9 protein-coding genes and 1 pseudogene are annotated in these 15805 nt (G+C 42.5%); 8 read left to right on the plus strand and 2 right to left on the minus strand.

The window, feature by feature from the left end:
• From GC098_RS02765 to GC098_RS02785, 5 genes and pseudogenes are all read left to right on the plus strand, one after another.
• Positions 1-243, plus strand: a 243-nt coding sequence (locus GC098_RS02765; RefSeq protein ID WP_171640752.1) for an S-layer homology domain-containing protein, incomplete at its 5' end; no start/stop codon positions are given.
• A gap of 98 nt (positions 244-341) precedes the next feature.
• Positions 342-1343, plus strand: coding sequence for a permease (locus tag GC098_RS02770; RefSeq protein WP_171640754.1), 1002 nt, complete (start codon positions 342-344; stop codon positions 1341-1343).
• Entirely contained in the window at positions 1340-2257 is a 918-nt protein-coding gene (locus tag GC098_RS02775; RefSeq protein WP_171640756.1) for a TIGR03943 family putative permease subunit, read from the plus strand. Before GC098_RS02770 ends, GC098_RS02775 begins: the two co-directional genes overlap by 4 nt.
• 18 nt (positions 2258-2275) lie before the next feature.
• The gene (locus GC098_RS02780; protein ID WP_171640758.1) at positions 2276-3340 is read left to right on the plus strand and encodes a HupE/UreJ family protein; all 1065 of its coding nucleotides are present in this window, start codon (positions 2276-2278) and stop codon (positions 3338-3340) included.
• Between the two features lie 306 nt (positions 3341-3646).
• Positions 3647-4018, plus strand: a pseudogene (locus tag GC098_RS02785) (extracellular solute-binding protein); the annotation flags it as partial.
• A gap of 656 nt (positions 4019-4674) precedes the next feature.
• Here GC098_RS02785 and GC098_RS02790 read toward each other — a convergent pair.
• Together GC098_RS02790 and GC098_RS02795 are read right to left on the minus strand one after the other, a co-directional pair.
• Positions 4675-5568 carry a carbohydrate ABC transporter permease gene (locus tag GC098_RS02790; protein ID WP_171640769.1) on the minus strand — a complete coding sequence of 298 codons (894 nt, stop codon included), beginning with the start codon at positions 5566-5568 and terminating at the stop codon, positions 4675-4677.
• A gap of 32 nt (positions 5569-5600) precedes the next feature.
• Positions 5601-6590, minus strand: a complete 990-nt coding sequence (locus tag GC098_RS02795; protein WP_171640761.1) for an ABC transporter permease — start codon at positions 6588-6590, stop codon at positions 5601-5603.
• Between the two features lie 532 nt (positions 6591-7122).
• Here GC098_RS02795 and GC098_RS02800 point away from each other — a divergent pair.
• The 3 genes from GC098_RS02800 to GC098_RS02810 form a co-directional block, all read left to right on the plus strand.
• Positions 7123-8703, plus strand: coding sequence for a DUF3502 domain-containing protein (locus tag GC098_RS02800; protein ID WP_171640763.1), 1581 nt, complete (start codon positions 7123-7125; stop codon positions 8701-8703).
• Positions 8704-9029: 326 nt separating this feature from the next.
• Positions 9030-14717, plus strand: coding sequence for a discoidin domain-containing protein (locus tag GC098_RS02805; protein ID WP_171640765.1), 5688 nt, complete (start codon positions 9030-9032; stop codon positions 14715-14717).
• A gap of 314 nt (positions 14718-15031) precedes the next feature.
• Positions 15032-15805, plus strand: a 774-nt coding sequence (locus GC098_RS02810) for a beta-galactosidase (RefSeq protein WP_171640767.1), incomplete at its 3' end; no start/stop codon positions are given.

A 15805-nucleotide genomic window follows, 5' to 3' on the forward strand; every position in this document is an offset into this window, starting at 1 on the left:
AACTTGAGTAAGCTGGACAAAGATATTTCCAAGGGCAAATTGACGGATATGGCAAGTGTAAGCTCATTTGCTGTGAATCAAATCAAAGATGCAGCGGAAGCTGGCATCATCAGTGGCAAGAACAATGGGATATTTGATCCGCAAGGCACATCCACACGTGCGGAGGCTCTTACGATCATTCTGAATGCATTGAACCTTAATCCTCAAGTGAAAGCACTCTTGGACAGCTTGAAACAGCTCTGAGTATGCGATTCCGGATGGTAAAATCGGGGATGTAACAAAATAAAGCCTCATCTGTGGTAAGTTTAATAGTGATAATTACATTCAGGGAGATTGTGAATATGCCATCCACTTATACTCGAGTCAGTATTCACGCCGCTACGGCAATCTGCTTCCTTTTTATCGTCTTCGTAATAATAAACAAAGGCGCGCCGTTGCTCTCTTTTGTGACTACCGAACAAATCCAAACTTTCAAAACTATTTTTATCAGCATTATATTGGAAGCAATCCCTTTCGTTTTGCTCGGTGTATTGCTGTCCGCATTGCTGCAAAGTTTTGTTTCCGAACAAACGATTCGTCGCTGGATTCCTTCCAATCCATTACTTGGCATTATATTCGCCTGTTTATTGGGCATTATTTTTCCAGTATGCGAATGCGGTATGATTCCCGTCGTTAGAAGACTGATTTTAAAAGGAATGCCCGTATATGTCGCCGTCGTATTTATCCTTACGGGACCCATTATCAATCCGATTGTGTTTTCCGCCACTTATTTGGCCTTTCGTAATCATCCTGCTATGGCTTATTCGCGCATGGGGCTTGCTTTTGCTGTCGCTGCTGTCATCGGTGTACTATTGTACCGGTTCCTGAAAAGCAACCCTCTACGCAACAGTCTCGGACACTTATCAGAGCATGCATCAGGGGAAGGACATCAGCATCAAGGTAATAAATTAACAACTGTTTTTGTTCATGCCTCGGACGAGTTTTTTGAAATGGGCAAGTTTCTTGTCTTCGGATCATTGATTACCGCTGTTATCCAAATCTTTATGCATCGTGAAAGTTTGGTCGCCGTCGGACAAGGTCCGCTAAGCTCGCATTTATTTATGATGGGCTTCGCCTATGTACTGTCGTTATGCTCAACTTCAGACGCTTTTGTCGCTTCATCCTTTCAGTCGACTTTCAGTGCGGGGTCTTTGTTGACATTTCTCGTGATAGGTCCAATGCTGGATTTTAAAAGCACTTTAATGTTGCTCGCCGTATTTAAAACTCGATTCGTAATCATCCTGTCTATGCTTGTTGCGATTACCGTACTGACGGGATCGCTGCTTTGGGAGGTTCTTAGATGAAGGGAAATCGCTTAATGATCTTGCATTATTTGCTGCGGACGATTATTTTGCTTGGATTTTCGTCCTATATCGTATTTTTGACCAAAACGGATGCGCTCCAATATTACTTAGCGCCACGCATGATGATTTACGTCAAAATAGCTGCTGTTGCCTTATATGTCATTGCCTGTTTTCAAGGTTATTCGGCCATTCGTATCAACCGGGGCAAACGAGTGGCCTGTGACTGTGAACAACTTGTTCCTCAGTCTGCTGTTCGAAGTATGTTGTCGTACGGATTGCTGATTCTTCCTTTGCTCGTCGGCTTTTGCCTTCCGAATGCCGCATTAGGCAGCGCTATGGCTTCGGCCAAAGGGATGAATCTCTCGACTGCGAAGCAGGAGCGGTCCAAGAGCAGCGCCAGTACAGTCCCAAGCCCCAACGTGTCCCTTGCCGCAACAGGTACTGCCAAAACCGATGCGGAGATCGAGCAAATGTTCAACGATGAGTGGGAAAAGGTATCATCCAAGATCGGGATGAATCTATATAAAAAAGATCTGATCGTTGTCAAATCGACTCTTTATAAAGAAATTCTCTCGTCGATTGATTTGTTCAAAAGTAATTTCATAGGTAAAAAAATCGAGATTAGCGGTTTTGTTTACCGTGAAGAAAACATGAAAAGCAACCAGTTTGTCGTCGGGCGTTTTGTCATAAACTGCTGCTCCTCGGATGCCATGCCGTATGGGGCCATGATCGATTTCCCGGAAGCTCAGAACTACCCCAAAGATACTTGGGTCAAGGTCACAGGCACCGTCCAAAGCGGCAGTTACAATGGCAAGGATATCTTCATGATAAAGGCTGACCAGATTGAGAAAATTGCTGCTCCGGAATCGCCGTATCTTCACGCGAATTACGATCCACTTAAGGAACTTGACTAAACAAAAAGGGGTACCGCTATGAAGCTGCGTTCATCACTCTTGTCCTTGATCATTATCTTTTTGTGCTTAGGCTTTGCCACAACAGCGCTTGCACATACTACAAGCACGGGCTTATCGTCGTTAAATGTTGAAGGGAACGAGATACTCTATGCACTTTATTTGGATCAAAGTGATTTGATACCAAAATTCGATTCCAACGGTGATAATAAGCTGGAGAACGAGGAAGTGATCTCGCAAAAAGAGAGTCTCGAACCGTATTTACAGAAGGGTCTTCATATAGATGTGGATTCAAAGCCCTTAAAGATGGAGATTCTTTCGATGAGGGTGGCACAAAGGGATACCACAAATACTGTGTTGTTTCAACTGAGGTTTACCGCCGATGAAGTGATCGAACAATTTAATCTTCATTACAATCTGGTGTTTGATGACGCGCCTGCTCACACGAGTACACTCATAGTCCGTTCAGGGGAAAATTTACAGAATGATGTAATTGATAGCGCTAATCGAGATATTCTGATCAACCTTCCCCAGCCTAAGATTGGTGCTGTTTTGTGGAAATACTTTAAGCTTGGAATCGAACACATTTTGACTGGTTATGATCATTTGATATTTTTGTTATCCTTGGTATTAATCGCATCTCGTTTCAAGGAAGCTTTGAAGATTGTTACTGCTTTTACAATCGCCCACAGCCTTACACTATTCTTGGTGGCGTCGGGCCGCGTTCATGTCATCCCGTCTTGGGTCGAAGCGTTGATTGCGGCGACGATCTGTTATGTAGCCGTGGAAAATATGTTTGTTCAAAAGGCGAAATGGCGGTGGGCATTGACAGCTATATTTGGCCTGATTCACGGCATGGGCTTTGCCGGGGCTTTGGCTGAAACCGGACTTCCAAAGGGCAATCTGATTGGCGCGCTCCTGACGTTCAATTTAGGTGTAGAAACAGGGCAAATTATGATCTTATGCCTATTATTGCCTCTCTTGATTTGGCTGCGAAAGTTCCCTTGGTATCGTAAGATGATGATTTCAACGTCTTGTCTTATCTTTGTGCTTGCCCTATATTGGTTGATCCAAAGATTGCATTAAGGCTAAGCATATAAGCCCTACTCTAAAAAGGCGCTCTCTTTGGATGGAGGATAAACCAAAGCTTAGGGGGGGGCACAACGACGGTTGTTGCTCCCAAACAGCTGCTATATGCCGACCTTCTTAATCTGAAGCTGAAAGGCAAGATAATCCCGCCCCAGCTAAATCGTCAACCGGTTTGACACATATTACGAACATATTACAGACCATTGGAGCTGGAGATCAGAACCAGGGCTGGGATTACATCAAGAGCCTGACCATTAATCTGGATGGGAAGCTACTTGCAGGTTCAGCGGAGTTCCTAAGGGGGTTACTAACGGAGAGTATGTGGTTGGAGTGACTCACGAAGAGTTGGCCTCTGCCGCTGTCAGACAAGGTTCTCCTGTTGAGATTATTTACATGAAAGAAGGTGTGGTCGTATCTCCAGGGACTGTTCAGATCATTAAGGGCGCAAAAAATATGGAAAACGCTAAAAAGTTTGTTGATTTCCTGACATCCAAAGATTTGCAAACCATGACAGCCACGAAACTCAATATGCGCGCTTCAAGAAACGATGTTCCTGCGCCGCCAGGATTAAAGACAGTATCGGAATTCAAGATTGTTAAAGAAGAACTCAAGTCCGAACTTGCGAACACCCAGGTTTTGCTTGATAAATTCAAAGATATTTACACGAGCAACTAGAAACTAGATATCACAATGGATGAGAGTCTGACCTGCGAATTTGTTCAGGATTTGGGCCACACAAGCAAGTTTTACGAATTTCAAGATAAGGTTTATCTGGCTCCAAAGAGAGATAAGATCAATGTGTTTACTGACGATGGAGCACAGAGCTTAATCAAAGGTGTAATTAAATTTGGCTAAATTCAAGTTTAAATTGGATTTCTGGACAATAATAACTTTGGGCATAGCGGTATTATTCGCCATATTCCCAATGCTCATGGGGGAAGGGTTTAATGTAATGCCGGTTATGAGTTCCTTGAGACCGATACAACCAGCTTCCTTCAAAGGCATTAGAGGGAGAGCTATGTGTCGGTTTTAGAACGCTTGGGCAATCGGTAGCCAATACTTATAGCGTTTAATTGGGAGCGAAAGCCGTCGTCAAGGCAGAACCGCAGCATTGCTGTGGTTCTGCCTTGTTGGCGAACTATTAAATTGACGCCGACTGCTCTGCCTACCATTAAGAAGCAAATGAAAAAGGAGGGCTAATCCATTGAAATTTTGCTTATACGATAACAAAAATGAAAGGGTTGTTCATATAGTTCGGGATTAGGACATTGCTGAAAAAAGCCCAAATCTGCAAGCTGACCCCGATACATGTACGGAGTCAGCATTTCCTTCTATGATTTTACCGCTCCAAGAGTCAGCCCTTTAACAAAATATTTTTGCAAAAGGGGGTACGCTAATATGATCGGTCCAATAGATAGTACACAGGTAGCCATTCTTGCGCTTTCTCCCGGAAGCATACCAATCGATTGTTCAATGGATCTAGAAGCGTTTTCATTGCTTACCAGAATCTGAATGTTCGTCATTAAGGACTGAAGCAAATATTGAAGACTATAAAGTTTATTGTTCTCTATAAACAGCGAGCTGGTGAACCAGTCGTTCCAATAGGCGACAGAAATAAACAACCCGATCGTCGCAAGAACAGGCGTAGACAGAGGGAGTACAATCTGGAAATAAGTCATGAATTCCCCCGAGCCGTCAATCCTCGCCGATTCAATGATTGCGTCAGGCAGCGTTTTGAAAAAGTTTCGCATGATCATCACATGTACCGGAGATACAAGGAACACGACGATTAGAACAAAAAATGTATCCTTCAAGTGGAGGTATCTGGTTATCAGAATGTAGTATGGAGCCAATCCTCCGTTGAACAGTATAGTAAAGAACACAAGGAACGCTATCTGATTTCTGTATTTGACTTCATTCCTGGAAATAGCATAGGACATCAGCGAGGTCACAAATAAATGAAGAAATGTGCCAACGACTGTGACGAGGATTGTAACCATGTAAGCATTCAAAATGGTTGAAGTGCCGGAGAATACATACTGGTAACCTATAAGACTGAATAGTTTCGGTATCAGGTGAAATCCGTCGGTCACGAGTGATTTTTCATCTGTAAAGGAAATGGACAGCACCAGTAAAATAGGTATAAGGCACATCGCACTATATACGGCAAACATTAAATTGATCAGAATCTTGGGTAATATATTCCATCCTGTGAAGGATATCATTTTCACTTTTACACGCTCCTCAAATTAGTACGCTAGAATAGTGAGCTATCGGAATCATATTTTTTGACCAGAAAGTTGGTAAATAGCACCAACACAAATCCAACAACTGCTTGATACAGTCCTACTGCAGCTGACATACCGATATCGTTAACAGTGCGCAATGACCTGAAAACGTAGGTATCGATAACATCGGTCGTCGAAAACAAAATTCCCGATTCCCGTGGCAGATTGTAAAATGCGCCCCAATCACCAAGCCCGCCATTGAAAATCTTCCCAAGCGAGAGGAGTAAAAGGATTATTACAACGGGTAATAATAACGGAATCGTAATGTACCTTGCCTTCTGCCACTTGTTCGCCCCATCGATTTCAGCGGCTTCATAATAATCCGACGATATTCCCAGTAAAGCCGCAACATAAACAACCGAAGTATAGCCTACGGACTTTAAGATAAATGCCAACGGCATGATAAAACGCCAATATATTGGCTCACCATACCATTGTATCTCTTCTAATCCTAGTGATCTTCGAATCCCGTTCATTACCCCCTGATCAGGGCTAAGCAAGGCGTACACAATATACTCCCCTACTACCCAAGATAGGAAAAACGGAAGCAACATCACACTTTTATAAAGCGCTGTCCGTAACCGGCTGCCGGTTTCCTGCAAAAGAATAGCGAAAACAACGGATATTACGGTTACCGTCAGCATGATGACCAGGTTATAAAAAATCGTATTAAACGTAACCCTCCATACCGCATCGGACTTGAAGAAAAACTCGAAATTTTTTAACCCGATCCATTTGCTGCCCCATACTCCCTTTATTGGGTTATAATCCTTGAAAGCGATCACTGCCCCGAACATTGGCAAGTAACTGAATATGATGAAAAAAAGCAATCCTGGCAGCGCCATGACGTAAAACGGCCAGCGTCTGAAAATTTCCGTTAAAAAACTTTGCCGACGCACGGAGCTGGCCTTTTTGAAACCATTCTTTAAAGCAGTTGCGGCTGGCACATTGTTATTCATTTACCCACTCCTCCTTAATAATATCTTGTATAATTGGACACAATTCCACAATAGCTGATCAAAGAAAATCATAAAACAGTAAAAAGCATATTTTCCTTTAATAATTCGATATGATGCTCTATAAAAAATAGTGTTTTCTTTAATTTCTATTTTTGATATAAGGTAGAAGGAACTGCACGTGCCCAACCATTGGAGCTGAGATTCAAAAAGCATTTCGAAAATTCTTTTCGCATGTCGAAAGAAAAGATGCTCATCAAGGGAGTGTCGAAAGTCGATAAAATCTTCAAAAAATTCACATCTTAATGAATTGTTTATTTTTTGGAGAATCACAATAGTGAATTATCAAAGGAAGCTATATTTTTTTCTGTATTAAAAATCGCTGTAATCTACTAATGTGAAATTGCAGTCAATAGTATCTGTGCTTTCCATATAGGGGGAGATGAGGCTTAACGTTAACTTCTCGAATGTTTTGAATGTATTGTATGGATTGTAAGAAGCTCAAAATCGCGGATCTTAAAAAAGGAGGACAAAAATGCTTAAACAGAAAAAGAAAATTGCATCAGTAATAGCTTTATCCCTTATAGTGCCCCTTGCGCTCGCTGGATGCGGAACAGATACGAAACAACCTGACGTGTCACCGAGCCAGACAGCCCAGGTTAAAGGACAACAGAATGAACAGCCGGTAGAGTTGACATTTTATATTGCTAATTCACCTGTTAAAGACATGGATAGAATTATGGAAGCGGCAAATAAGATCATTAAAGAAAAAATTAACGCAACTTTAAAGCTTGTCGTTACCGACTGGAGCACGTATCCGCAAAAAGTTAATCTGATGATTTCCTCGGGTGAACCGTTTGATCTCGCCTTTACCGGAAGTTTTGGAGAGTTGAACTATTTCCAGAATGCTTCCAAAGGAGCTTTCAAGGATATCACCGAGCTTCTGGATAAGTATGCTCCAACGACCAAGTCGAGAGTGCCAGAGAATATATGGCAAGGCGTTAAAGTGAATGGTAAAATATATGGTTCCATCAATTACCAGGTATGGGGGATGGCTGGAGCCAGAGGGGTGCAGCTTCGAAAAGACTTCGTCGACAAATACCAGTTCGATTGGAAATCGGTAAAGAAATGGGAGGACCTGACCCCATTTCTGGATGCTGTGAAAAAGGGCGAACCTGAAATGATTCCTTGGGAATACAGCAATCAGCAAGACAATTTTGCAGATATGTCCGTCGTTTATGGTATGGATTCTGTGGGAGATAATAAAATTCCCGGCTGGGTTCGGTATAACGATAAAGATATCAAGGTAATCAATCAATACGAAACTCAGGAGTATAAGGATTATCTTAAATTGTTCAGAAGCTGGTATCAAAAAGGCTACATAAAGAAAGATGCCGCGACGATGAAAGATTATGTGCCGGACAGAAAAGCCAAACGAGTTGCCGCGTTATACTCCAACCCGTATCCTGACCTGGTTGACATGCCTGAGCTTGGCGCCTCTTCTTTCATGGCTATGTCGCCGCCGGATGATAAGGTTTACAGTTACACCAAGAGGTTTACCGAGCCCTTTATCTCTGCCAATACGCCTTCAACTGCATTAGTTGCTGTAGGCGCCAACTCGAAGCATCCCGAAAAGGCGGTTCAACTGATCGAATTGTTGAATACGAATGACGAGCTATTCCATCTCCTGGCTTTCGGTCAAGATGGGAAAGATTACAAAAAGATTGGCGAAAAGAAAATAGATATGATAAAAGACCAATACAATTTTAACTGGTCTGAATGGGAAATCGGACAGTCTTATAACAGGATGCTGTGGGATCAGAACACCGATGTAGAATCGCGTGAAAAGTCTCTTGACATCATTTATAAAGCTGATAAGACAGCAATGGTATCGCCTGTGATGGGATTTGTATTTAATACGGAGCCGGTTAAAACCCAAATGGCCAACGTTGACGCGACTTTGAAAGAACTTCTATATGCGCTCGATTCGGGCACGGCAGATCCTGACAAATATTATGATGATTTCATAAAAAAATTGAAGAATGCCGGAGCCGACGCTATTATCGCCGAGAAGCAGAAACAGATCAACGAATGGAAAAAGCAGAATGGCAAGTAAGCATGAAGCAAAGAATGACAAGTGCTAGCTTTTAGCGGGATTTATCAAGGGAGAGGAAGCAGGTTCAGCGCCGTTAGTGTATAAGCCTCGCTTTCCCTCCTGCTTTGCGTGTCATCAACTCTGGAACATCTTTCAAATTAAAGAATGCAGGATGGGGAGAATTCACAAGAAGTATTGAAGACTTTTTTTGATATTTGGAAGCGTATCCATCCAAAACTTGGCATGGTGTGTTGATCTTGCTTTTTTCGAGGATCGCTGGTGATAGCCATTTTGGTGGTAAAACGTTGAGAATCGAGTGGGAATTTACAAAAGGAGGAAAGAAAAGAATGGTGAAAAAAATTAAAAAAATAACTTCAGTGGCGTTGGCAACTGCAATGATCGTTACATCCATGTTTGCTTTTCCCAATAATAAAGTAGAAGCACAGCAAGTTGCGGGAAACGCCCCGTTTATTAACTCATGGTTGGTATCAGGTCCGTTTGTTTCCCCTGTAGTGGATCAAATTTATGGCAATGTAGTGGGAGAAAGCGTAAATTACGCGCCCTCGGCATCAGAAATAACAGCATCATCATCAACTCTTGCAGTGAACCCTGTTTCAAATTTAGTTGATGGAAAGACAAATAGTCAGTGGGTGACAGAAAATGATGCTAATCCATGGGTAAAGCTGAAATGGAGGGAGCCTATTGCACTTAATGAAGTCAAAATCGCGCAATGGGGCGATGGGCGCCATGTTAACAATTGGTATCATCTTACTTTCACGCTGAATGATGGCAGCATCGTAGAATCCGGAAAGGTTGATAGTACATCTTCCAGCCCATCATCACCAACCGTGTATGCTGTGCAATCCGAGTTGAAGAATGTGGTTGAAATGAAGGTTGAAGTGGACAAAGGACGTACACCTTATCCAAGCATAACCGGCATTTCAGAAATAGAGGTAAATAACAAGCCGGCAGCCGGATCTGGTTCTGGCGCTGCTACGATCGCTCCCGCAATCGGCGAACCGTTAAGCTTGAATGACGAAAGTAATAAATGGGAATATTTCGATGATCGCATTTATAACAGAAACTACGATGATTATCAAGATTTATATGGATATTATTCTGTAAAAAAAGGCATCGATACTAAAAATAAATATGTATACGCTCACACATACGTATACAGCCCAGTAGAACAGCCAGCGTATTTTAATGTAGGCGCCAGCGGTTCATATCGACTTTATGTAAACGATAAGGCTGTAACGACACCGTCCACACCTGTGGAGGTGCAAAAGGATTTGACAAAACAAGCGATTCAGTTAAAACAGGGTTGGAATAAACTGATGATTCAAATCAAACATACGTATACAGAAGATGTTAATTCAAACAATGTTCCGTTAGGATTTGATCAAAATGTAGCTTACCTTGGGTTCTATGGAAGAGTCGCAGATCAAAATGGCAATAAAATAAATGGACTTGTTCAGTCGGTTAAAGGCGCAGCTGCGGCTCTAGAAATTGTAACACAAGGCCTATCAACTGAGGATGCCATTAAATCACCACTTCCATCCCAAAATATGCCGTTTGGCTACAAGGAATGGCCTTATGTATGGAATAAATCGAAGGGGGGCAATAAATACGGTGTTGCGGCATCGGCATTTCAATTTATGGCGAGCGGGGGAGCGCCTGGTTATACTTGGAGTATTGTAGAGGGCAAACTGCCTGATGGCTTGGCATTAAATACTGATGGCACAATCGCAGATGGATTAGTGAACGGAAATGTCGATTTAAATAGTAACAAAGGTATAATCAGTATTAACTGTGCACCAGGAGACTATAACTTTACTGTGCAAGTAACTGACCATAATGGAAATACGGCTAGTAAGAAGTTGACCATTACAGTAAAGGAACGTCCCAATAAATGGTTTGAAGAAGGTCGAGTTGGCGCTTTAACTCATGCTGCCCCAATTTACAGCTACTTTGTTGACCCGAATTTCTCTGCCGATTTATGGGCGGAAAGAGCAAAAGCTCAAGGGCATTCATTAGTTTCGGTTGAATCGGTACAACAAGCTTATCTTTGGCCGTCTAAATTTGCGGATCCAACACATGATAGGCATAAGTATCTTCCGAAGGATGCAAACGGTAAGGTAGTAGATGGGTTGAAACAGTTTGAACTGGCAGTAAAGCGTCATGGAATGAAGTTTGGCCTATATTATGGTGGCGGTATACCTTATTACACGACCGACGTCTATGTCCAGAATCAGACTGATTTGATTGAACGGTATGCACCTGACTACATTTATTATGATGGGCCGCAAGGGATACCGGATGCCAACTTTGATGTGATATACAGCGTTGTACGCAATTATAGCGATGAGATTATCGTAAACTCCAATGCATGGGGTGCAGAGTATGGAGACCCTGATTTAAGAACCGAAGAAGCATCTGGTATATACGCTAATGGTGCTGCAAATCATCTTTTAAAACGTACGATTATGGAACCATGGAAAATGATACACACAAAAAACGGCTTATCTCCCTATTACGGTAAACGAGATGACTACAGGCAAGTTGCCAAGGAAATGATCATGAATGCTGGTAGAGGCTATGTGGATAATAATGATCAGACACCTGTAGATAGTCGCGGGCCCAATTGGAACTCCCCTGAGGAAATTGCGACAAGGTATCCTAAAGCAGAGCAGGAATACATTGATGTGAGAGAAAGTTTTGTAAATTGGTTTGCACCTGAAGGAAAACCAGAAAGACATGAGTCTACAACGGGTACAATGCCATATTTCCTCTCGGGCTATGGCTACGAAGATGATGGAAAAGGCAATTATGAAAAATTTGCTTTAGCTAACAGTACTACAGGTCCACAATGGGGATACGCAACGTATAGAGACAACAATGTTTATCTTCATATTATGAAAGGACCTGACAGCAAAAAAGGGTTTGATGCCATTCCTGGAAAGTCTTTAACCATTCGTCCGGTTCCAGATCATGTGACATCCGTAACCTGGTTGAACGAGGACATTCCTGTCACTTCATTTGTACAAAATGGAGATAGTCTGACCCTCAATCTTGCTAATGTCCAGGAGGATCCGATTGATTCAATCATCAAGATTGTAACGGACAATTCTGCACGCAAATATAAGCTTACTAATGTCAAAGCAACGGGTGAGCAGTTGACACCTTCATCGCTCAAAATTAACACTGAGGGTTATATGACATTTCCGGCGCTTAAAGCCAAGCTTTCAGGTTTAACTTACAATAGTACGAATCCTGGAATAGCGGCAGTTAATGCTAACGGAATCGTAACTCCGGTATCAAACGGAACAACGACGATCACAGTTAGCGGTACTTATGAAGGTGTAACGAAACAGGATACATTAAAAGTAACAGCAAGAGACGGCAAAATTTATGTTGGGGAAAACATGATTGGCGCAACTTTACTCGTGGATGGAAAAGAAGCTTTCGGCGAGGTTAATACACTAGAAAAACTCAAATATCAAATCGAAGGCAGATCATCGAAAGGCGGAGCAATAGGGCTTGATGCTGCACAAATTCAATGGCACGGCGGTGTCGTTGATTTAAAAGCGGGTGACAATTTAAAGCCTGTATCGATCAGAGAAACAAATGGATTTATTTTCAATAAAGATGAAATTATTGCGCCGTTCGTAGAACAACCTACACGGGGAATCGTTTGGGCTGATGTAACGTTAGACGGTAAAACTTTTACAACAAATAGAGTATTCATGGACCTGTTGCCATACCAAAATCTTACAGGAACCACTGAAATTACTGCTAGTCATAATCAAGGTACTGTAAGTCAATTAGTTGATGGAAAAACAATTGAAGGCATTCAATTTGATCAATCCAAATGGTCGGTACCTGCAAGTGAAAAGGCATGGATTCAATTTAAGCTGCCGACAAAGTCTCAGATTGCTAATATCAATCTTAACTACAATTCTTTGGATCAAAGATACATCAATACGCCTAAAACAATAAAAATTCAAACTAGCACTGATGGCGTGGCATGGAATGATGTCAAAACCGTTAACGGTCCGACGGGTACTGCTAATTTTGGATTCTATGACCAATACGCAGTAAACGCGGATGCTCAATACGTAAAATTACTATTTGAAGGCGGTTCTAACGGGTCAACGATTGATTTGCTTGAAGTGGCAATAAACGGAACGGATAAGTCCAATTTATTTGATCGCTTCGAATATGAGTTTAAGCCAGTTACTGCAGCTACAGGTAAATATGACATTAAGGCTTTTACGGGTGCGAATGCACCGATTGATATGAAAGATGCGGTGATCACGGTAACAAGTGAAAACCAGGGTGTGATTACGGTAGGCGATTCAAACCTGCTGACCGCTGTTTCAAAAGGTATGGCAAAGATTCGCATCAGAGCAGTAATAGGCGGACGTTCTATTGAAGAAGTTACTTATCTTTTTGTTGATGAGTCTGGAAAACTAGTTACGGCTCCCTATTTAAATAAAATCGACTTAACTCTGAACAAAAATACAATTAAACTCAACAATCCAATCGCTGCCACAATTAATGGCTTATTAAGTACAGGAGTAGCCGCTGATTTATCAAGGGCTGCTGTAGAATATCAATTTAGCGATGCAAGGTTATCTGTTGTTGAAGGCAGCAATACGATCATTGCTAAAGGCGAACTTGGTACTGGGTTTAATGCAACCGTTGCTGTGAAGGTTACTATAGACGGGGTGACCGTTATAAGTCGTCCTATGACAATAAGTGTAGTTGTTGATACTGTCCCTCAGTCGAAAATGACGGCAACGGCGACAAGTCAGGAAACGGCAGGCGAAAACAACGCAGCCTCCATGGCGATTGACGGTAACCCGGGAACGATCTGGCATACAAAGTGGAATGGATCCGATGTTCTCCCCCAATCGATTACCTTAAACCTTGGAGGAACCTACAAGATCAATAAAGTCGCGTATTTGCCAAGGCAAGGCGGCAGCAACGGGAATATTACAGGTTATAACGTGTATGTAAGTACGGATGGGGTATCCTTTACTAAGGTTGCAAGTGGAAATTGGGATAACAACAGTGCGGAGAAATACGCAACATTTACTTCGACCAATGCATCCTATGTTAAGCTCGAAGCAACAGCGGGCGTTAGCGGATATGCATCGGCTGCGGAGATCAATGTATGTCTTGATTCACCGGAAGTGCCGGTAGTGCCGCAAACTGTTATAACCGGACCAGTCAAGGTGAACTCCGGCCAAACCTTCAATCTGACGATGGGACTGACCGGCGTTACGCAAAGCGTATACCAGCAAGTGTACGCCCAAGATTTCACACTACAGTATGACCCTGCAAGTGTGCAATTCGATACGGTGACATCCCTGAAAGACGGGTTCCAAGTCATCGATCAAAAGGAGACGGCACCGGGTCATATCCGGATTGTGGCTGCCAGCGTAGGCGCGAACGTGCCTGCCCAAGGCGATTTGCTCGCAATCCAATTTACGGTAAAATCTGTAATTCAGGCAACCAATACAACGATTTCTGTAGACCATGTTGTGATTGGCAATGCACAGGGGAATGAGCTGCAGGTCGGCGGAGCCTCCCGTGAGATCCAAATAACTGTACCTACTATACCTGTAGATAAGGCGCTCTTGAACGCAACGATCACAAGCGCTCAGGCGAAGTACGATGCAGCAGTGGAAGGCAATGGAGATGGACTGTATGCGATTGGCTCCAAAGCGCAATTGCAATCGGCTATCAATGCAGCCAAAGCGGCAGCAAACAATTCGAATGCCACCCAACAGCAGGTGGATAGCGCGAAAGCAGCATTGGAAGCGGCGATTCAAGTGTTTGAAACCAAGCGAATCACTGCAAATGTCAATGGACAAGGCGGTATAACAATCGGAGACTTGGCTGTAGTTGCAGTTGCTTATGGCAAACAACAAGGTCAAGCAGGCTGGAATGAGAAAGCGGATGTAAACCATGACGGCAAAGTTGACATTGTAGACCTTGCCATTGTAGCCAAAGCGATCTTGAAATAAAAAAATGCTTGTCAAGCATAAAGTGGGGGGGGGGAGATTTATTTTCTCCCCTCCTTTTATTATGACGATTGATTGTATCTGTTCATGCAAAGCCAAATAAGACATATTTAGTTATTTTGTAGAAAAATCACTATTTTTGATAACTGCTTTTAAAGAAATTGAAGGATTCTTTGATTTTTATTGTTTCGTTAGTAAGGACATGAATAGTACGATCAGTGAACAACAACTTGTGTGGGGGGAGGTTTATATTCTCCCTCCCCAATTTATTATGACGGTTTACTGCACGGAGAAATGATACTTAAGGAGATGTTAAGATGGCTTCGTTCACAATTGAAGGCAAACAGTTTATTTATAACGGGGAACCTATTCGAATCCTGTCAGGAGCTATGCATTATTTCAGAATTGTGCCTGAATATTGGAAAGACAGGTTGTTGAAATTAAAAGCTTGCGGTTTTAACACGGTTGAAACCTATGTAGCCTGGAATGTCCATGAACCGAAAGAAGGGCAGTTTAACTTTCAAGGTATCGCCGATGTTGAGCATTTTGTTCAATTAGCAGGAGAATTAGGACTGCACGTCATTATTCGGCCGAGTCCGTATATTTGCGCGGAATGGGAATTTGGCGGGTTGCCCTATTGGCTCCTTAAGGACCCTTCCATGCAATTGCGTTGTTTCTATAAGCCTTATTTGGATAAAATAGACACCTATTACGACGAATTATTGGCAAGGTTTAAACCCCTTCTATGTACGAATGGCGGACCGATTATCGCCATGCAAATTGAAAATGAATACGGAAGTTATGGCACAGATAAAGATTATCTGGCGTATATAAGGCAAGCCATGATCAACCGTGGAATGGATGTGCTTCTGTTCACTTCGGATGGTTATGACGATTCCAATCTTCAAGGAGGTACGCTAATTCCGGACGTGTTCGCAACAGTCAATTTCGGATCGCGGCCTGAAGAAGCATTTGCTAAATTGCAGGAATATCAGCCAGACAATCCATTGGTATGTATGGAATATTGGAATGGCTGGTTCGATTATTGGGGAGATGAACATCATCAGAGAGGTAATGACGATGTGGTGGAC

The organism is Paenibacillus phytorum (assembly GCF_013141715.1).
Classification (GTDB): domain Bacteria; phylum Bacillota; class Bacilli; order Paenibacillales; family NBRC-103111; genus Paenibacillus_E; species Paenibacillus_E phytorum.

Excerpts from the sequence above, each read along its gene's own strand:
- GC098_RS02770 (WP_171640754.1), top strand. The coding sequence starts at position 342 with ATGCCATCCACTTATACTCGAGTCAGTATTCACGCCGCTACGGCAATC.
- GC098_RS02775 (WP_171640756.1), top strand. The coding sequence starts at position 1,340 with ATGAAGGGAAATCGCTTAATGATCTTGCATTATTTGCTGCGGACGATT.
- GC098_RS02780 (WP_171640758.1), top strand. The coding sequence starts at position 2,276 with ATGAAGCTGCGTTCATCACTCTTGTCCTTGATCATTATCTTTTTGTGC.
- GC098_RS02790 (WP_171640769.1), bottom strand. The coding sequence starts at position 5,568 with ATGATATCCTTCACAGGATGGAATATATTACCCAAGATTCTGATCAAT.
- GC098_RS02795 (WP_171640761.1), bottom strand. The coding sequence starts at position 6,590 with ATGAATAACAATGTGCCAGCCGCAACTGCTTTAAAGAATGGTTTCAAA.
- GC098_RS02800 (WP_171640763.1), top strand. The coding sequence starts at position 7,123 with ATGCTTAAACAGAAAAAGAAAATTGCATCAGTAATAGCTTTATCCCTT.
- GC098_RS02805 (WP_171640765.1), top strand. The coding sequence starts at position 9,030 with ATGGTGAAAAAAATTAAAAAAATAACTTCAGTGGCGTTGGCAACTGCA.